Here is a 19,305-nt window from a genome sequence, read left to right on the forward strand (position 1 = left end):
TTGGCTGGACGTAAGTAGACTCGGAGAAGTAAATGGTCCAGCCAAAGCCAAAAGTTGCTATGATCTCGGAATGATCTTATTCCCTAGAGTTACGTTTGTGTAGGAAGAAAAAGGGCAGAGCTTCCTCCCCATGTGTGGGAGGGGTAAAGGACGTCGCTGTTTCCTTGGGGTAAACAGCGAGTCATAAAGGAGAGAGGGGAGGCAGGCTAGTGAATAGCTGCCTTTTTTTATGTGAGTAAGAATGGCAATGATCAATGTTACTTGGAGGAGGCGGGAAACGATCTTTCCGTGCTCATGCTCCGCTTGTTTTGGCTGGACGTAAGTAGACTCGGAGAAGTAAATGGTCCAGCCAAAGCCAAAAGTTGCTATGATCTCGGAATGATCTTATTCCCTAGAGTTACGTTTGTGTAGGGAGACAAAGGTCAAAGCTTCCTCCCTGTGGTAGGGGTAATGGACGTCGCTGTTTCCTTGGGGTAAACAGCGAGTCATAAAGGAGAGAGGGGAGGCAGGCTAGTGAATAGCTGCCTTTTTTTATGTGAGTGAATGGCAATGATCAATGTTACTTGTGGGTGAACGGCTTTTCAATTAGTTTTGCTCCACCTCATCCCATTTACCAGGGGTTATCTCCTTGTATAGATAAGTTTTGTCATCGAAAGTTCCCTCAATATAATGATATCCGTCTTCTACCCATTCCTTGGATACAACAATAAGAAATGGATCTTCATCGTTGTTACGCAGTTTTAATGTATATTCACCTCGAAGAAATATAACTTCCTGTTTTTCTGGGTAGAAGTGGTGCCAATCTGAACTGCCTAGCTTCTCTCCCCAATATCCCGCTTCTCCCATTTGAGAATGGTGAGAACTAATTGTTCTATATTTAAATTTCAGCCATGTTCTTGGATCGATGGGGAACTCATAATATGTATTGGGTGTTACGGTAATATAAGATATCTCTCCCACCGGGTATCGTGCTTCTACTTCTTGATAAATGATACTTTTTACTATGATTTTATAAACGCAATAAAGAAGGACAAAAATAACAGCCAAAAGTACAGGGAATTTGGTTTTGCGCTTTAGGCAAATGGCTAGAAGCAGTCCTGCTGCTAACGGAAACCACACCCACGGATCACCTAACGTCAGTGCCTCCATGATCAACAGCTTGTCACTAAAAGGATAAAGTAACGGGATATCGTGTCCCATATAATCTAGAAACAAATGCCCTCCGATGGCCGAAGCTGTAGAAGCTCCCCACCAACGCCAGAAAGAAACTTTTCTAAGTAAAAGTTTAGCGATGAGTGCGATCCATAGCACAACGAGCGGAGCAAATAACAAAGAATGTGTCCATGGTTGTGAATCCCGTCCACCAAGTAAGTCGGGAGCAATACCACTCAGTCCACCTATGAATACGGAGGCAATACGCTGTACCCATGTTCCTTCCGGAAGCAAGATGTAGAAGATAGCAGCCCCTAGAAGGGCGTGGGATAGAATATGGAAAAATAAATAGAGATGTGCATCCAAGGTAAGGGTCACTCCTTTTTATAAGATACCTATATAACAATGGAACCTCTTAAAAAGCTCATATAAAAAGATCCTTGCCTACTTCAGTAAAATAGGCAGGATCTTATTTGGCTTCATCACTCTATAGCAATAACCTTGATTCTTAAAACCATATGAATGGGGGTTAACTATTAAATTAATGATGAATTCATCTGAATTCATGTGAATTAATTACCTACGCTCTTCGCCTAATATGCCGCTTCCTGCTACTCATTCTTCGGCAGCCAAATCCGGTAACGCCCGCTGAGAGCAAGCAGAGCGAATAGATATAAGCAGTTGTCGTAGTAACGTCTATCTCCCGTACGAATCGGAGTTTGCCAGAATAGATCAACAGCGGCCCTTGCGTGTTCATGGTTAGGAGCGGCTAAGGCTGCTACTGCATTCGTAGCGATTAAGCCCACAGGATGAAGTGACTTCTCTTCAAACGGCACTCCTGCCACTGTATATCGCCGATAATCATCTGGATTTTTGTCTGAGAAAAAAGTTAATATTCGTTCTGCAATCTTGCTTAATTCAGAATCGCTTCCAAACCATTCCGCATGTACTCCAAGATTTGCTGCGACACGGTAAGAATCACTAAAAAAGTGTCCATAGCCACGCTCGTTGTTTGGCGTTCCATCGTAATAGGAGTATTCAGGAGCAAGCCCGGTTTCTGGATGACAAGCAGTAGGTAGATACTTTCGGCTAGCCACAGCTGCTTCTTTCCAAAATAAGCGATCTTCCGGATTGGCCCACTCCGCAAAAAGCTCATAGAAATGGGGAAGATGGTACGACGGATCTGTAAATTCACAGTTCGGTACAAACTTAATTAATTTGTTATCAGGATTCCACATGGGAGAACCGTAACCATCTTTTTCACCTTTATGAATGCAGGTATGCAGCAGATCTCGTGCTTGCTGTCCATAATTAAAAGGGGCTTCATCCTTATCTCCCCAGCGATGTGAAGCGAAGAAAAGAGCGAGTGCGAAGAACTCTTCTCCATCTGGAGCAGGACCATTTGAATTCGGCGATCCATCCGGAAGACAGGACCACGCGAAGTATCCAGCGTTGGGCCCTTCTGTAATAAACATATACTTCATGGTATAGCGCCATAATCTATCAAATATATCCTGCCTGTCCATCTGAACAGCCATCATCATGCCGTATGACATTCCTTCTGTCCGGACATCTAAGTTACCCGTATCCAGTAAGTAGCCCATATCCTCTTCAGCTTCATAATAGATCCGAGTATCTGGTGAATCCCCAAACAACTGCCTCCAGCAAGTTTGGATTCGATCTTCAATCTCAGGAAGAGCATAATTGTACGCTTGCAGCAAATTTCGATATTGACCCGTGAAAAAAGCACCTTGCCTATTGATTGTTGACAATCTTACCAGGCCTCCTACAAGATTATGATATTGTACTAAACCATCATAACTCACAACTTAATTTATTTGGGATAAATGGAAAAATAAAGAGGATTCTAGGTTATCTATCTCTATAATAAAAAAAGAATCCTTGCCCTAGTTCCATATAGGGGAAGGATTCTTTTAAATTTAACTTCGATTGCTATCAAGGTCTTACCTATCCTTATCTTTTACCAAGTCTTGATCTTTTTTTGCTTCTTCTATTGCTAGGACCTCTGCATGATGGATCACTGGGCGATTCGTCATCAAATCGGGATGACCTACATAGGGCCGTTCCTTACGTGAAGGGGGCTTACTGAGTCTAAATCCGAGCAGGAATAAAAGAAGCTGAACCCCAAGCACATAGGGAGCTGCAGAAAGTCCGATCAAGTGAAACAATGCGGCGAGAATAATAAGAATCGATAACATAATATTTGTAAAACCTGCATCTGTTCGAGGTTTGGACAAAGCGAGAATGTAGATATACGCTGTAGTGATGAGCCCGGAAGCGAATCTAGCTGAGATGACAATCCAATCATATACCGATGGTGTGATAGCCGAATCGATTTCCACAATAAACTGGTAGACTAAAAACGCAATTCCAGTTGCCGCAAGAGGAGCGAATAAAGGTTGTACAATCTGCCATAGAGCTTGTCCCCAGCTAGGCGAATGCAGTATAGACAAAAGCTGATTTCGTTCTGCTGCAAGCTTAGCCATTTCACGGTCAAGTCTACGCTGTAGCAGTTCCAGTCTGGATTCATCTCTTTCATTAAGACAAGCTTGAATCTGTTCTTGCACATGAGGGTTTAAACAGGGCGCTGATTTACTTTCCTGAAGAGCGAGGATAAGGGCGCCATGGAAAGGTTCCCCCGGCAGGCCTTCGCGCTGTAAGCCAAGTGTGATTTGGCCGGCCAAACGAGAATAGGCATAGAGTGTGTCTTGCAACTCATCTACTCGCCTATATTTGTTCTGTTTCAGCGTTGAAGCATGATATATGTATAACCACAACAGCAGAACTATAAAAAAGGCAATGAGGGCAATTGTAGGTACTGATAACGGAAATGTATTGATACCTGCTAGCATGTTCAGGCTTCTTCCTCCTTCCGTACATTCTTTACTTCTTTCACTATTGCATATGAAAACTAGGTTTTCAAGTCATATCCCATAGATCTGGATAAGCATTGTTTTCCATTACCCAAAAAGGAACGCACGTTTTCATTTAACGCACAAATCATTTACAATATCAGGAATGAATAGACTCTCAGAAAAGAGGTGGACACGAATGTTGGTAACCCATGAAATTCCTTCGATAGAGTCCTATTTGAATCTACGCCGTGCTGCTGGGCTAAGTAACATGAGTAGGGAAGGTGCTAAAAAGGGGCTGCCTTCTACTTTATTTGCTGTCAGTTTAATGGAGGGTGAAAGATTAATGGGGATGGGCAGAGTCGTCGGGGATGGCGGATTACAGTTTTTAGTATGTGATATTGCTGTTCATCCAGATAAACAAGGGCAAGGATACGGGAAAAAAATTATGAAAGAGATTAAATGCTATATAGATAAACAAGTTCCTGCTGGAGGTATAGTATCTCTTATCGCGGATAAGCCAGCAGACCTATTGTATCAACAGTTTGGTTTTGCAGATGCTGCTCCAGGCTCACTTGGTATGTGGTTCAAACAGAGCATAGATTAGGAACTCTAGTGAAAAGTGCCAAATACACTATTTGACAAAATTGCGCAAATATGAAAAAATGGAGGGGTAGAAAATTCGCTCAAAGAGCGGATCATGGAAATAAACATAAGCTATAAACATAAGCTATTTGATGAATATACAGAGATATCAACATAAAAAGAATAAGGGACCCCTTTGAATTCTGACGGAGATGTTCAGAAACAGCAAGGAGGTTTTTTTATTATCAAAAAGGGGATGTTGCTAGCATATCTTGGTCGCAAAATGGGAGGAGGCTATGTTCATGGTTAGGGATAATTACAGCTATTTAAGTCATCTGGAATGTCCGAAATGCGAACGTATCTACCATTCAACTGAGGTACAGCAGGTATGTTTCTGCGGTTCTCCGCTATTAGCCCGCTATGATTTAGAAAATCTGAGTAAGGATTGGAACCCTGCCTCGTTAAAAGACAGAGAAAAGAATTTATGGAGATATCACGAACTGCTGCCCGTACAGCAGCCGCAGCATATTGTTTGTCTTGGTGAAGGTATGACACCGCTGCTGCGTATGCCAAGTCTCGGTATGGATATGTCGATTCCAAAACTTTATATGAAAGATGAAAGTCTTATGCCAAGCGGATCTTATAAGGCGAGAGGAGCCGCTGTAGGAATCTCAAAGGCAAAGGAACTGGGCATACAACGATTTGTAATTCCTTCTAACGGAAATGCTGGAGCAACTTGGTCATTATATGCTGCACGCGGAGGGTTGAACTCTTCGGTAGTAATGCCGGCTCAAGCACCGCCCATTACTCGGGATGAGTGTATCGCTGCAGGAGCCGAACTTCTGCTGATAAAGGGTATCATAAGCGATGCAGGGAGAATTGTAGCAGACAAAGTGAAGCGTGAAGGAATATATGATACTTCAGCGCTAAAGGAACCTTATCGGATTGAAGGTAAAAAGACGATGGGTTTTGAGATTATTGAACAAATGAATTTCGAGGTGCCAGATGTAATCCTTTATCCTACGGGTACTGGCACAGGACTCATTGGAATTCATAAAGCACTGCAAGAACTACAGGAGATTGACTGGATATCAGGTCCGCTGCCAAGGCTCGTTGCTGTTCAGTCTGAAGGTTGTGCCCCTATTGTGAAAGCGTGGGAGAATCAGCAGACCGAATCTATGTTTTGGGAGCAGTCTAGTACGGAAGCTTTTGGCATTCATGTTCCTAAGACCATAGGAGATTTCCTTGTGCTGGATGCAATCTATCAAACAGGCGGGGTTGCCATCTCTGTAACGGAAGACGAGATATTGAAAGAGCAGGAACGGGTTACGAGAATGGAAGGGAGTTTTCTATGCCCGGAAGGAGCTGCTGCCTTTGCTGCTGCACGAGTGCTTCGGTCCAATGGCTGGATTGAAGAGGAAGAAAAAGTGGTGGTGCTGAATACCGGATCAGGACTGAAGTACCCAAGAATCCCAAGTAACGAAGAGATGTTGCTGAATCCAGAGAAGGTCTTGACATCCTATACTATTAAGGAGCAGGCTCCATCTATCATTAAAGGATAATGGAGTTCATAGATTAAGTGAGGACTATCTTTCTATTTCACAAAGAATAGAGATGGTTCTTTTTTAATGAGAAAATAGTGAACTTTGGATTTTTGATGAATCTTCTTTATAATGGGACATACCGTTTTAATTGTTGGTTAAATGGATTAATACATAGTGTGAAAGAACTGTACAGGGAATTTACTAATGAAATGGGGAATGAATAATGAAGTTAATTATATTTGGTGCATCAGGTACCATTGGACAAGCGATCTTGCAAGAAGCTTTGAGACGAAAACATGAGGTAACGGCGGTTGTTCGCAATCGATTTAAACTTAATGAAAAACACGATCTGCTTACGATTGTAGAAGGTGATTTGCTGAGTCCTGATTCTATTGCTGAATTGGTCAAAGATCACGAAGTGGTAATCAGCGCTTACGGTCCTAAGTTTGGAGCAGAGCAGGAACTGATAGAAGTGGCTCGTGCCCTTGTAGAAGGATTACACAAAGGTGGAGTAGAGCGACTAATCGTGGTTGGCGGAGCAGGAAGCTTGATGACGGACGAAGGAATTCCACTTATGGAAACACCAGGATTCCCAGAAGAAGTGAAGCCTCTTGCGATTGCGCACCAAGATGCTTATCAAATCTATCAAGAATCAGACCTTGACTGGACTTACCTGAGTCCTGCATCTACTATTGAGCCTGGGATCCGTACAGGTAATTTCCGAATTGGTACGGACCGATTAGTAGTGGATGAAGATGGGCAAAGTCGGATCTCTGTAGAAGATTATGCGGTCGCCCTTCTTGATGAAGTAGACGACCCATATTTCAGCGGCTCAAGATTTACGGTTGCTTATTAATGGTCTCTAGTAGATGAAAGACTTAACAAAAGCGAAGACAAGTGCTTCGCTTTTTTTCATACCATTTTGACAGGAGGAGAAGCAGTGTGTATGTAGTTACAGCAGATCAGATGAGAGAACTAGACGAGCATGTAATAGGATCTTGGGGTGTTCCCTCCGTTTGTCTGATGGAGAACGCAGGTAAGGCACTTGCAGAAGAAGTGCTCCATTTCTGTCAGAACCGGCAGTCAAAAGAGCAGGCAACTAATGGGAACCCGCTTATATCTAATGAGGAAAGAGCAGCTTTTGATCGATGGAAGGGAACACGTGGACAGATCAGTAACGATGCTTCCATTCGAGGGGAGAAAGCGTGCGCAGAACACTGGTATATCCTAGTTGGAAAAGGGAAAAACGGCGGGGATGGGCTCGTAGCTGCTCGCCACCTATGGGAAGCTGGGGTGGGAATCACTCTTGTATTTGCCGAGTGTCCGAAGGGACTAAGCGAAGAGGCTCTGCTTGAGTATCACACCGCGGAAGCCATAGGAATTCCATCTATCCTATTTACAGAACAGAAAGATCTAACATTTACTGGAGGAACAGGGATTATTGATGCTTTGCTTGGTACGGGAAGTAACGGGGCTCCGCGAAATGCGTATGCTTCTTTAATTCAGGCAGCAAATGACAGTGGGCTTCCTATTATTTCTGCAGATATTCCAAGTGGACTGCATGCGGATACGGGGGCTCTCTATGAGCCGCATATTCGGGCAGAACTGACAGTATGTTTTGCACTACTAAAGCGGGGACTTACACAGTTTCCAGGTGCAGAAGCCGCAGGGCAGATTAAGGTGCGTTCGGTCGGGATTCCGCCTCAGCTTGCAGAAGGACGTTATCGTGAAACTGTCTATTTACTTACGGAAGATGTACTGTCAGAGAAGCTGAAAGTAGATCTTACGCAAAGACGAGCGGAAGATGGGCATAAAGGAACTTATGGTCATGTCCTGCTTGTGGCAGGCACGCTAGCGATGAGCGGCGCAGGACTGCTCAGTTGCCGGGCCGCACTGCGATCCGGCTCTGGGCTTGTTACATGGGCGCTGCCTTCCGAGCTGCTCCCGCATGTCATTGGTGCGGTGCCTGAGCTCATGCTTGCCGCAGCCGCAGACGGTCCGCAAGGAACATGGAATAGGGCATCGGCCCAGAATATTATCAAGCTCGCAAAGTATAGGGATGTTATCGCCATTGGCCCTGGACTGGGACGTTTTGAAGAGGATACCGACTGGCTGCGTCAAATCTATAAAGAGACAGACCTGCCAATGGTTATTGATGCGGATGGGCTGAATATGTTGGCAGAGGCAGGTTCGGACTTTTTTAAATATATAGGATCTAGAAAAGCCCCCGTTATCTTAACCCCGCATCCAGGAGAAATGGCGCGTCTTGCCGGTGTGTCTACCCAAGAAATTCAGCAGAACCGAATAGATCATGCATTGTCATATTCAGCGAAAACAGGAGTCACGCTTGTTCTAAAAGGATCAAGGACCGTGATTGCTACGCCCGAAGGGAATGCGTACATTAACATGACCGGTCATGCCGGAATGGGTACAGGCGGTACAGGAGATGCACTGACGGGAGTTATTGCCGGTCTGCTTGCTCAAGGTTACAGTGCTGAACAAGCAGCTGCATTTGGGGTATACCTGCATGGCAAAGCCGGAGAGACCGCAGCAATGATGCGTACTCACCCGGCAGGGATGATGGCGGGAGACCTGACCGAGTATTTGTGAAGAAGAACGAGAGAAAAGAAATTGTTAGAGGGGAACCATTCTAGTTCTTAGGTTGACAGTATGGGGATATAATTGGTATTATTTTCTAATACCAACGTAAATAGTAGGATTTATCAGGATACAGCACGGTAACAATAAAAATAGATAACCTTGAGGTGAATGAAGCATGGCTAAAATTGCAGTAATTAATGGGAGTCCTTCCCTAACTTCACGATTGAATGCGGTTATTGAATATGCAGAGCGCGAACTTAGAGAAGCAGGCTTTGAAGTAGAGCGTATCAACGTGGCAGAGCTCCCTGCGGAAGATCTGATTCTAACTAAATTTGAGAGCGAACATATTGTAAAAGCCAATGGGATTGTTGCTGAAGCGGATGCAGTGATTGTAGCAAGTCCAGTGTACAAGGCATCATATACCGGTGTCTTGAAAACCTTTCTTGATCTGGTGCCTGAACGCGGCCTTGCCGGGAAAACGATTCTTCCGCTGTTCATCGGCGGTAGTCTGGCTCACTTGCTGACCATCGATTATGCCTTGAAACCTGTTCTATCTGTACTTGGCGCACGGCATATTCTCGCTGGAATTTATACGGTGGATGCTCAGGTGGCTCGTAATGATCAGGGCGGTCTCGATATTGCCCCTGAACTGTTAGCAAGGCTCGAAACGGGAATTCAAGAATATAAGGAAGAAATTCAGCTTCGTGAAACTCAAAAAAGTGTAAAAGGTTAATAGGAGTTATAGAGAAGAGCTAGCCGGATCAGCGGCAAGGCTCTTTTTTAAATAAGGATTAACAGCCATAACACAACATAACAGGCTGGTTAAATATGGTATAATAGGCTTGTAATTTGTGATGGAGGGAGAAATGACGATTGAGTATTCATGGAATTAACCATTTCTGTTTTTCTGTATCTGATCTTGCCAAATCAATTGCATTTTACAAACACGTTTTTGATGCTGAGATTGTACTGGAAGGCCGAAGATTGGCCTACTTTGATCTACATGGTATATGGATCGCATTGAATCAGGAAGACGTCCCTCGTAACTTTACTGCCCCGACGTACACACATATTGCATTTACGGTCGATGAAGAAGACCTGCTGCCACTGCGTCAGAAGCTTAGTGAAGCGAATGCTAAAATCTTGCGGGGCCGTGAACGGGATGCGAAGGATAAAGAATCCATTTATTTTCTAGATCCAGACGGACATATGTTTGAATTTCATACAGGTACGCTGCAAGAGCGCTTGAATTATTATAAAGAAGATAAGAAATATATGACGTTTCACCGCTAAGAACGGCTGCTTTTTATACAAGTAAATGAAATGAAAAGAACCCTATAAAGGCACTTTACTAAGTGTCCATATAGGGTTCTTTCTTCTTTCAGGAAGCAGCTATCTTATAGATCGTCAAATCCGTTGTCGTCTCCGACTTTACCGTAGTTACGGGATTTTGCTTCAAAGAAGTCTGTTTTTGTTGCATTTAGCGCTTCATCAGAGAAAGGCTTGATCCAAGGCATACTGTTTACATCTACGCCATCATATAATTTCTCAAGTCCCATGAGACGCAGTCGTTTGTTTGCTGTGTATTTAATGTAATCTTCCAGTTCTCTCAGGTCGATACCGCGAACTTTGCTGAGTGTATAGTGCGCCCAGTTGGTTTCCAGCTCAACCGCACGATTGATCGTGCGATAGAGGTAGTCGCGATTTTCTTTCGTATCAAGTTCTGGATAGTCTGCAAGCAGCTGTTTGAATACTTCAGCAAAGAAGTAGCAATGCTGATTCTCATCCCGCTGAATGTAAGAGATCATCTGACAAGTACCCATCATTTTCTGATCTCTTGCAAGATTGTAGAAGAAGGCAAACGTACTGTAGAAGAAGATTCCTTCTAGGATCAGATCCGCTACGAGCGCTTCGTAGAACGATTGAGGCGTCGGTTCGTCACGGAAGTTCTGGTAGATATCTGAGATAAATCGGTTGCGCTCTAAGAGCACAGGGTCATTCTTCCAGTATTCAAAAATCTCTTTCTGTTCATCCCAAGAAACCAGGGAAGAAAGAACATATGAATAGGACTGATTGTGAACGACTTCTTGCTGAGCAATAATTGCTGAGATCGCCTCAAGAGAGGAATCTGTCAAATATTCTCTTACGTCACCCACAAACATCGTTTGCATGGAATCGAGTACAGCGAGCAGACCGATGTTGATTTTGAACGTACGCTGTTCTTCTGGGTCAAGTTGTGGAAATTGCTGTGCATCTTTGGACATAGGGATCTCATCTGCGATCCAGTAGTTCAATAAGAGTACTTTGTACAATTTATACATATGCGGCATCCGAATGTCATTCCAGTTCAGGATACCGGAACTTTCCCCATTAATGATACGTGTTGATTTATTTGGCGCTTCTGTATTAAAAATGTTTTGGACTTTCATGGTCATGATACTTCCTCCTTAAGATTCGCAAGATTCACATTCGTTCTCAATGGTGAGAGCACGGCTTCGTACGTAGTAAGTGGATTTGATACCCGCTTTCCATGCATGAAGGTGAAGTTCCAGGAATTCTTTTGCCCGGATATCAGGGCGAACGTATAGGTTAAAGCTTTGTGCTTGGTCAATGTGGCGCTGACGTGCAGAAGCCATATTGATGGAAGCATGTTGATCCAAGTTAAATGCCGTTTTGTAATACCAGATCGTTTTTTCGGAGAGATCTGGTGCTGGGTTCGCGATTTTGTATGTTGTTTTCTCTTCATAAGAGAGAAGTTCATACAGTGGATCGATACTAGCAGTAGAACCAGCAATGATGGAAGTCGATGCATTTGGAGCAATCGCCATCATCCAGGCATTCCGCACACCATGTTCTTTCACTTCAGCAGCAAGTTCATTCCACTGTGCTGTCGTTACAAATTTACCTTCACGAGTTCCGTCCGTATAGCTGCGCTGTGTGAAGTAATTGCCATTTTCCCAATCAGAACCTTCGAATTTTGGATATTTTCCTTTTTCTTTGGCAATTTCCATACTGGATTTGATGGCAAGATAGCTGATTTTTTCGTATAGATTATCATTGTATGTGACTGCTTCTTCCGATTCCCAGCGGATACCTTCGAGAGCAAGCAGATGATGAAGTCCGAATGTACCAAGACCGATTGCACGATACTGGCTGTTTGTATATTGTGCTTGCAGTACTTCAATGTTATTGATGTCAATTACATTATCAAGCATACGCATTTGGATAGGGATCAAACGATCCAGCACATTATTTGGTACAGCGCGAGCAAGATGAATGGAGTTCAGATTACATACTACGAAGTCGCCTGGTTTTTTGGTAATAACAATCCGTGTTTCACCGTCTTTGGTTACCAGTTCTTCTTGTTCGATTACTGTTGCAGATTGGTTCTGCATAATTTCCGTACACAGGTTGGATGAGTAGATCATCCCTTTGTGACGGTTCGGGTTAGCACGGTTTACCGTATCGCGATAGAACATGTACGGTGTACCTGTCTCAAGCTGAGACTTCATGACACGTTTCATAATATCGATCGCAGGAAGTGTAATCCGGGACAATTCCGGGTGATTCGATGCTTCTTCATATTTTTCACGGAACGAACCTTTGCCGAATTCTTCATCATAGAAGTCTTCGAGTCCAAGAGCACGGCCATTTTCATCTTTCCAGCCCATCACTTTTTTCACTTCATGAGGGTCGAACAAATTCCACTCTCCGCGCTGTTCCACGCGTTCCATGAATAGGTCAGGAATTGTGATGCCGTGGAAAATATCATGTGCACGCATCCGCTCGTCCCCGTTATTCAGTTTCAGATCAAGGAACGCTAAAATATCTTTATGGAATACATCAAGATACACAGCAATAGCGCCTTTACGTGTACCCAGCTGGTCAACGCTTACGGCTGTATTGTTCAGCTGGCGAATCCAAGGGATGACACCTGAACTCGTATTTTTGTGTCCCCGAATATCAGAACCTCTAGAGCGAACTTTACCAAGGTATACACCGATACCGCCGCCCATTTTACTTAGGCGTGCTACGTCTGTATTGGAGTCGAAGATACCTTCAAGTGAGTCGTCAACGGTGTCGATGAAGCAGCTGGAGAGCTGTCCTGCGACTTTTTTACCTGCATTAGACAAGGTTGGCGTTGCTGCTGTCATGTACAGGTTACTCATTGCCCAGTAAGCTTCTTTAACAAGCTCAACTCGTCTTTCTTCCGGTTCTTTGTGCATCAGATACATGGCGATAACCATATAACGTTCTTGCGGAAGTTCCATAACTTTTCCATCAAAATCGTGTGCGAGATAACGCTCTGTCAGCGTAAGCAGTCCGATGTAATCAAACAACAGATCATTTCTCGGTTCAATCGTGCGTCCAAGATCTTCAATCTGTTCTTTGGTGTAGCACTCCAGCAGTTCTTCGCGGTAGATCCCTTTTTTGACCATACTGGTAATCAGGGGTTGAAAAGCACCATAAGGCTTGTCTGTGTAAGCTTTGTATCTGCGATTATTTGCCGCTTTTTTATATAAAGAAGTGAGCAGCGAACGGGCTGCAGCGAACTTCCAGTTAGGTTCTTCTTTGGTTACAAGTTCAAGGGCAGACATGGAGAATGCGTTGCTAATTTCTTCACCAGAAACTTCCTCCCGGCGGAGTTTTGCGTTTACACCGCGTACGAGTTTTTCTTTGTCGAGCATAGGAAGATCTGCCAGGATACGATCTGCGTAAATAGAAATACGATTTTCGTCAAATTCGAGCTGACGGTTGTTCGGTTTGGTAACCAATTGTGGCATGGAGAGCCCTCGCTTTCTTCTTCAAAATTTACATCAAACAAAAAGCATTTCCCAACCCCGAGGGTCAGACAAATGCCAATAAACCTTTATTTCCCCGCTGCAATCCACCGATCATCTCACGATGAATCGGTAAAGAGGAGCACTGATGTTGTGTAAGAAAAACAATAAAAATAAACTTTGTCAATCGCAATTTTCTTTTCAAACATTACCAATAGTTTGTAATAGAGCAGGGGTTTTTCTATCGAAAATAACTTGACAAAAATAATAGTGTTCTTTTCGCCGAATTTAGCTGTCACACTACATTTGGATATGTATATTAACAGTACCCCAATATATTGTGTTTGTAAACAGTCTAGTGACTTTGAAATGCAACTGCGATTATAGCAAAAAAGCCGAGATACCGCAAAGGAAAAGGGATGGAGGATTTGTGTCCAAAGTTCAAAAAAAATTTTTTTCTGTGTGGTTTCGCCATGATACAATATGCTTATCGTTTATAAGAGGATAATCAAAAGGGAGGTTTGTTCAATGGCCATAGCAGAAGTTACTATTATTCCGATCGGAACGGGAAGTACCAGTCTTAGCAGTTATGTAGCTGACCTGCAACGAGTGCTCGCTGAGCAGCCAGGCATTACGTACGAATTAACGTCAATGAGCACGATTATTGAAGGAGATATTTCTGATGTACTCGCGGCGATTGCAGTGCTGCATGAGACTCCTTTTGCAAATGGAGCTCAGCGCGTCTCCACCTCTGTTAAAATTGATGACCGAAGAGACCGGGCCTCATCCAGTAAGCAAAAACTGCAGTCTGTCAGGGAGAAGCTCCAATAAAGGTGAACCGAAGTTCCTTATAAGTCCATGATCTTTACGCAGCTTTATGAGCCTAATTTTTACTTTTTCTCCTTTGAACCCAGTCATCTTACCGAAAACCGCATAAGATAAACTGTACCAAAGGAAAAAGGAGGAATTATAAATGAGTGAAGTTGGATACGGAAGTTATGGTGGAGGAAACTACAGCGGTGGTAACTACGGCGGTGGATACGGTGGTGGATTTGGTGGAGGTTTTACATCCACAGCGGGAATCCTTGTTCTATTCATCCTTTTAGTAATCATCTCTAAAGCGTTCCTTTCTTACTAATATTTGATTAAGATTTCCCGGAACCCGTTATTGCTAATTAGCAATAACGGGTTTTTTTACGCCAATTAAGGGATTTACCAATATAGACTACCTTGATTCAGATTTAATGCTGTCCCAGATGATAAGCAATCCAATAAGAGGAGCGCTTCCGTTAAATAAAAAAATGCCAGAAAGTGAAGCCTGAGCTGTTCATAATGAATCGCTCAGGCTTCACTTCTGGCAACAAAGGAAATCATGTCATCTATGTATTGTTCTGTTCTTTATACTGCTTTGTTAGTTTTTCTCTAAGTTAGAAGTGTGCCGATACAATGGTAGAAGCGTGTTTAATATGATCAAGCGGTACAGGAATCTTCCCCTGATCGCATGTAATCACAAGATTTTTAGTATCATTGTTGATATCTATCTCGCCTACATAGGTGTTCCCGTTCTGCAGTACGAGACACACTGTATAACCTTTCTCCTCTGCGTATCGTAACGAGTGTAACAGCATGTGATCCCTCCATCTCAAAGATACAGACTGCAATATATCTCACCATCTGGTCGTATATGATATTTATGGAACATAAATAAGCCAGTGGATAATATTTACAATATATAATGTACCATCTTTATTTTTGTGAAGTAAATGAAAATTTAAAATATGGATGCAAACGTTTTTATCTCAGCAGATTGATATCTTCACTCTCGTTATAATTGGGATCGTTATTACTAAACTGTTTCCAGGCTACGTATAAACCTATTCCAGAGACAATAAGCCCAAGAATGGCGGCAATGAGGGTAAGCTGGTCCAAGGTAACAAGGTTGGAATCCACATTGTTGTTATTTTTTCTGCTGGCATTTTTGTTTTTGGCAGTGGCCTTCACTTCGTTCACCTTCCCGCATCCCAGGTATTCTTTCTTCTATATCTTATGTTAGGAAATGGTATGAGTTCGTAAAAAGGGTAGTTCCCTAAGCCTTAAAACCAAAAAATGTGACTGTTCATTTTGTAGTCAGATTGTGGGTTGTGAAAGACAGGGATTGAATTATAGGCAGAGAGCCCAAATTAAAGAAAGTTGGATAATGCCCATTCCAAACCCGCTTAAACGACATAAGTTAGGGTATAGCAAGCGGGAAGGAGGAGTTCAAATGAGTGGATACGAATATTGTGGTGGCAACAATGGTTGTGGAAATGTTGGCGGATCTGGCTACGGAGGCTGGACATCGATAGGAGCAATTCTTGTACTGTTCATTCTCTTGGTTATCATCTCTAAAGCATTCTCTTGTTACTAATATTCTCTGGCTTTTAAGTAAAAAGAAGCTGTCCTGTTCTCAGGGCAGCTTCTTTGTTTGCGTCTTGTAACGGATTTAAACAAAATATTCAAGTTCAAGGCAGGAGCCCGGACGCCGGAAATCCTTTTTACATATGTATAGGGAGAAGCCTAATAGGCGATATAAGGGAGGAATATCTAATGAATGAACAATATAGTTATCCGATGAATTCCAATTATATCTCAGGTTATCCTGTTAGCGGTTATGAACGGATGTATCAAACTTACGGAGGTAACTGGGAAGAACCTGTACAATCCTATATTATGCCGCACAGTAATTCTTCACCTGTTCATGAGTATTCTGACGATTTGGCAGGAATCCTCCTCGTATTATTTGTTTTACTTGTTATAATCTCCAAGATCTTTCTCTAAGAGGTGCTAAAATTGGATAGCCCCCGTACCTAGGGTCCGGGGGCTGCTATGTGCAAGGTCGCCCGCGTCGTGTCGATCGCGAACAGCTTGCGATATTTAATTGATTTAACCTGTGGTTGCTAAATGCAGTAGCTGCAAATAACTAACGATTCCTCTGGTGAACGATGTTGTTCACACTTGCCGAGAATAACTGACTTTCACACAACAAAAGCCCTACCTCTCTTTTGTCCTTGCGGCTCCGAAGACCGCGCCAGTTTGAATGAAAATAAAATCTAAAATCTTTGTTTGGGTTATAACGCGATTCTTACTTCATGAGGTTTAATGAAGGAATTATTCTACTTTGAGGAATATGAATGGGGTTAAATACTACATTACTTTTCATTATATCATAGTACATGCTATAACACAAATATATACTGCCTGATATACCGATATGAAATATTTTCGGATTCATGGAAATCACTACGGGTTAATAATATAACAAGCAAGTAACGACATCCCTAGAGCTCAGGGTAATGGATTACAACAGTGAGAAACGACAGAAACATTACTATAAATGACGAGGAGATGAACGATCATGGATAACAACGTATTAAAGGGAAATGGACACAAATGAAGGGTGAAGCTAAAAAACAATGGGGTAAACTGACAGATGATGATCTGGATGTAATCAATGGTGAGAAAGACAAATTGATTGGTAAACTCCAAGAAAGATATGGTCATACGCGTGAACAGGCGGAGACTGAGTACAACAACTGGAGCAACACGAACGTACGCTAATAACATAGTGTGCTTACAAATGAGAAGAGGATTGATTCTGCGGAATCGGTCCTCTTCTTTGTTTATGTAGAATTAAATCTCTACATGGTATGATTTCTTTTATAATCAGAAATATGAATTTGCTTCTAAAGAAGGGACCGATGAATTTGCTGGAACAGACTCGTAAAGCGATCGTTATTGGAGCAACCGGGATGGTTGGTCAGCAACTGGTTACTGGGCTGCTTGAACAGCATCCCTACACAGAAGTCGTTATTTTAGTGAGAGAATCACTGAAGCTTACTCATCCTAAGCTGAAACAAGTGATCGTAAACTGGGATGAACTTGAGAAATATGAATCCGCCTTTTATCAAGCCGATGATTTATTTTGTTGTTTAGGAACAACGATTAAAAAGGCAGGGTCACAGGCTGCTTTTCGCAAAGTAGATCTCGAATATCCTGTAACTGCTGCGAAGATAGCAAAGCGTCATGGAATAAAACAATTTATTGGGATTTCTTCGATAGGTGCCAATGCAAAATCGCGTGTTTTCTATTCCCGAACCAAGGGCCAGTTTGAAGAAGAGGTGAAGAAGACAGGAATCCCTTCTATTCATTTCGTACGACCTTCACTGCTTCTTGGAGATCGTAAAGAACATAGAACAGGGGAGAAGATGGGTGAAATTCTTCTTGGACTCTTAGATCCATTATTGAAGCTGGGAAAAGGGCAGAATTATCGTGCGATACCAGGCTCACTTGTAGCAGCTGCTATGATTCGTATTGCCTTACAGGAACTGAAGGGGATACATATCTATTCTAATCAAAAGATCAGGGGGATCGCAGAGTCGCAGCCGCTGTCTCAGAAATAGACAAGCCTCGCACATTTGACTACAATAACGTATAGAAAAGTATGGAAATATCAAAGGAGGTTCATCCGTATGAGCAAAAACACGATCGCAACTGAAAAAGCACCGGGTGCCATTGGGCCTTACAGCCAGGCTGTAGAAGCAGGCGGATTTATTTTCACATCAGGACAGCTTGGTATTGATCCGGCGACGGGAGAGTTTGGAGCGACTGTAGAAGAGCAAACCCGTTTGTCTCTGGAGAATGTAAAAGCGATTCTTGAAGCAGCTGGGGCAGGACTTAATCAAGTCGTAAAAACAACGGTCTTCTTAAAAGATATGAATGATTTTGTCCGTGTGAATGAAGTGTATAGTTCATTCTTTGAACAGCCATACCCAGCGCGCAGTGCAGTAGAAGTCGCTCGTTTACCAAAAGATGCGCTTGTTGAAATCGAGACGATTGTAGTAAAAGGGTAAGACCTCATTCAAATGATGTAATTACTAAAATAAATGCAGAGAGACCATCGCTTTTTGGCGATGGTCTCTTTTTGCGTTCTTATTTTTTTCTCCGTAAGAAAATCCATACTGCAAATAAGAAAATGACAATCGCGAGCCCGATCGCAGTATAGGAAACTGCCAGGGTATCTGATTGTTTTACTCCGATAGCAATATAGGCCCATACGAACACGAGCGGCAGGATGAAGTCGTTATATCGATAGCTAACTGCAAAGGCAACGATGCTGCCGAGCAACAGTAGAATGATGGCCCAAGTTTGATCTCCAAGGTTGAACCCGCTCCAGCCGAGTTTACTAAGCCATACAGTTATGTTAATCAGCGTTGCTACGCTAACCCATCCTAAATAGATGCTAAATGGAAGTTTGACAAACCAAGTTTCTCCCAGTGTAGGGGAAGGAATATCCCGTGTACGCACATACATTTGAATCAGTGAAAACAATAAAATAAGAATGACAAGTACGGACCAGCCAATCTGGAGATTCTGCCATAGAATGATCCAGCCCGCGTTCGCTAAACAGCTGATGAAGAACCAGATTCCAACCCGTGCTGTTGTATTTCGATTTTTTTGAGAAGGCAAAAACTGAAAAATAACAAACCCGGCAAGGAGAAGATAAATGACTGACCAGATAATAAATGCGTATCCAGCCGGAGTAATTAATACCGGATAAAGTTCAGATACCTCCTGTGTTGTTCTTCCCCCGATCGGTAATATATTCGCGAGTGCGTTGACTACAATAACAAGAATCAAGCCTGCTGCATTTAACCATTTGTAAGAGTTGTGGTTGCTGTTACCTTGCATACGATAACCTCCTGTACTTAGTTTTGGAGAGGGTGAATATGT

21 protein-coding genes are annotated in these 19,305 nt (G+C 42.9%); 13 read left to right on the forward strand and 8 right to left on the reverse strand.

Annotation, left to right across the window (positions count from 1 at the left end; genetic code table 11):
- Positions 1-585: 585 nt before the first annotated feature.
- From GQY27_RS13085 to GQY27_RS13095, 3 genes are all read right to left on the reverse strand, one after another.
- Entirely contained in the window at positions 586-1,518 is a 933-nt protein-coding gene (locus GQY27_RS13085; RefSeq protein ID WP_160035068.1) for a metal-dependent hydrolase, read from the reverse strand.
- Between the two features lie 245 nt (positions 1,519-1,763).
- On the reverse strand, positions 1,764-2,915 hold the full coding sequence (locus GQY27_RS13090; protein ID WP_442950909.1) for a family 8 glycosyl hydrolase: 1,152 nt from the start codon (positions 2,913-2,915) through the stop codon (positions 1,764-1,766).
- A 201-nt stretch (positions 2,916-3,116) separates the two neighbouring features.
- On the reverse strand, positions 3,117-4,025 hold the full coding sequence (locus GQY27_RS13095) for a hypothetical protein (RefSeq protein ID WP_160035072.1): 909 nt from the start codon (positions 4,023-4,025) through the stop codon (positions 3,117-3,119).
- Between the two features lie 199 nt (positions 4,026-4,224).
- On the opposite strand from GQY27_RS13095, the gene GQY27_RS13100 reads away from it, so the two are divergent.
- From GQY27_RS13100 to fosB, 6 genes are all read left to right on the forward strand, one after another.
- On the forward strand, positions 4,225-4,632 hold the full coding sequence (locus GQY27_RS13100; protein WP_160035074.1) for a GNAT family N-acetyltransferase: 408 nt from the start codon (positions 4,225-4,227) through the stop codon (positions 4,630-4,632).
- Between the two features lie 280 nt (positions 4,633-4,912).
- Entirely contained in the window at positions 4,913-6,172 is a 1,260-nt protein-coding gene (locus tag GQY27_RS13105; RefSeq protein ID WP_160035076.1) for a threonine synthase, read from the forward strand.
- A 205-nt stretch (positions 6,173-6,377) separates the two neighbouring features.
- Complete coding sequence (locus GQY27_RS13110) at positions 6,378-7,010, forward strand: NAD(P)-dependent oxidoreductase (protein ID WP_160035078.1); 633 nt, start codon at positions 6,378-6,380, stop codon at positions 7,008-7,010.
- Positions 7,011-7,096: 86 nt separating this feature from the next.
- Positions 7,097-8,764 carry an NAD(P)H-hydrate dehydratase gene (locus GQY27_RS13115; RefSeq protein ID WP_160035080.1) on the forward strand — a complete coding sequence of 556 codons (1,668 nt, stop codon included), beginning with the start codon at positions 7,097-7,099 and terminating at the stop codon, positions 8,762-8,764.
- 166 nt (positions 8,765-8,930) lie between these two features.
- A complete protein-coding gene (ssuE, locus tag GQY27_RS13120; protein ID WP_160035082.1) occupies positions 8,931-9,488 on the forward strand; it encodes an NADPH-dependent FMN reductase in 558 nt (185 codons plus the stop codon).
- A 140-nt stretch (positions 9,489-9,628) separates the two neighbouring features.
- Entirely contained in the window at positions 9,629-10,048 is a 420-nt protein-coding gene (fosB, locus tag GQY27_RS13125) for a metallothiol transferase FosB (RefSeq protein ID WP_160035084.1), read from the forward strand.
- A gap of 104 nt (positions 10,049-10,152) precedes the next feature.
- Here the strand turns inward: fosB and GQY27_RS13130 are convergent, their stop codons facing one another.
- Positions 10,153-11,184, reverse strand: coding sequence for a ribonucleotide-diphosphate reductase subunit beta (locus GQY27_RS13130; RefSeq protein WP_160035232.1), 1,032 nt, complete (start codon positions 11,182-11,184; stop codon positions 10,153-10,155).
- Between the two features lie 18 nt (positions 11,185-11,202).
- The gene (locus GQY27_RS13135) at positions 11,203-13,539 is read right to left on the reverse strand and encodes a ribonucleoside-diphosphate reductase subunit alpha (RefSeq protein WP_160035086.1); all 2,337 of its coding nucleotides are present in this window, start codon (positions 13,537-13,539) and stop codon (positions 11,203-11,205) included.
- A 525-nt stretch (positions 13,540-14,064) separates the two neighbouring features.
- Here GQY27_RS13135 and GQY27_RS13140 point away from each other — a divergent pair.
- Both GQY27_RS13140 and GQY27_RS22075 read left to right on the forward strand, forming a co-directional pair.
- Entirely contained in the window at positions 14,065-14,367 is a 303-nt protein-coding gene (locus GQY27_RS13140) for an MTH1187 family thiamine-binding protein (protein WP_160035088.1), read from the forward strand.
- Positions 14,368-14,509: 142 nt separating this feature from the next.
- Positions 14,510-14,674 (forward strand): sporulation protein YjcZ, encoded by a 165-nt coding sequence (locus tag GQY27_RS22075; RefSeq protein WP_160035090.1) that lies wholly within the window; start codon positions 14,510-14,512, stop codon positions 14,672-14,674.
- A 289-nt stretch (positions 14,675-14,963) separates the two neighbouring features.
- Here the strand turns inward: GQY27_RS22075 and GQY27_RS13150 are convergent, their stop codons facing one another.
- Together GQY27_RS13150 and GQY27_RS13155 are read right to left on the reverse strand one after the other, a co-directional pair.
- Complete coding sequence (locus GQY27_RS13150) at positions 14,964-15,164, reverse strand: hypothetical protein (RefSeq protein WP_160035092.1); 201 nt, start codon at positions 15,162-15,164, stop codon at positions 14,964-14,966.
- A gap of 166 nt (positions 15,165-15,330) precedes the next feature.
- Positions 15,331-15,546, reverse strand: a complete 216-nt coding sequence (locus GQY27_RS13155) for a hypothetical protein (RefSeq protein WP_160035094.1) — start codon at positions 15,544-15,546, stop codon at positions 15,331-15,333.
- A 253-nt stretch (positions 15,547-15,799) separates the two neighbouring features.
- Between GQY27_RS13155 and GQY27_RS21515 the strand changes: the two genes are divergently transcribed.
- The 5 genes from GQY27_RS21515 (at position 15,800) to GQY27_RS13175 (ending at position 18,425) form a co-directional block, all read left to right on the forward strand.
- Positions 15,800-15,943 (forward strand): sporulation protein YjcZ, encoded by a 144-nt coding sequence (locus tag GQY27_RS21515; RefSeq protein ID WP_201450726.1) that lies wholly within the window; start codon positions 15,800-15,802, stop codon positions 15,941-15,943.
- A gap of 179 nt (positions 15,944-16,122) precedes the next feature.
- Positions 16,123-16,353 carry a hypothetical protein gene (locus tag GQY27_RS13160; RefSeq protein ID WP_160035096.1) on the forward strand — a complete coding sequence of 77 codons (231 nt, stop codon included), beginning with the start codon at positions 16,123-16,125 and terminating at the stop codon, positions 16,351-16,353.
- Between the two features lie 612 nt (positions 16,354-16,965).
- Positions 16,966-17,133, forward strand: coding sequence for a CsbD family protein (locus tag GQY27_RS13165; protein ID WP_160035098.1), 168 nt, complete (start codon positions 16,966-16,968; stop codon positions 17,131-17,133).
- A 140-nt stretch (positions 17,134-17,273) separates the two neighbouring features.
- On the forward strand, positions 17,274-17,975 hold the full coding sequence (locus tag GQY27_RS13170) for an NAD(P)H-binding protein (protein WP_160035100.1): 702 nt from the start codon (positions 17,274-17,276) through the stop codon (positions 17,973-17,975).
- A gap of 69 nt (positions 17,976-18,044) precedes the next feature.
- Positions 18,045-18,425: a RidA family protein gene (locus GQY27_RS13175; RefSeq protein ID WP_160035102.1), complete on the forward strand. Its 381-nt coding sequence runs from the start codon at positions 18,045-18,047 to the stop codon at positions 18,423-18,425.
- A 79-nt stretch (positions 18,426-18,504) separates the two neighbouring features.
- On the opposite strand, the gene GQY27_RS13180 is transcribed toward GQY27_RS13175, so the two are convergent.
- On the reverse strand, positions 18,505-19,263 hold the full coding sequence (locus GQY27_RS13180) for a TspO/MBR family protein (RefSeq protein WP_160035104.1): 759 nt from the start codon (positions 19,261-19,263) through the stop codon (positions 18,505-18,507).
- Positions 19,264-19,305: the final 42 nt, after the last annotated feature.

The organism is Paenibacillus sp. An7, from assembly GCF_009870785.1.
Lineage (GTDB): Bacteria > Bacillota > Bacilli > Paenibacillales > Paenibacillaceae > Paenibacillus.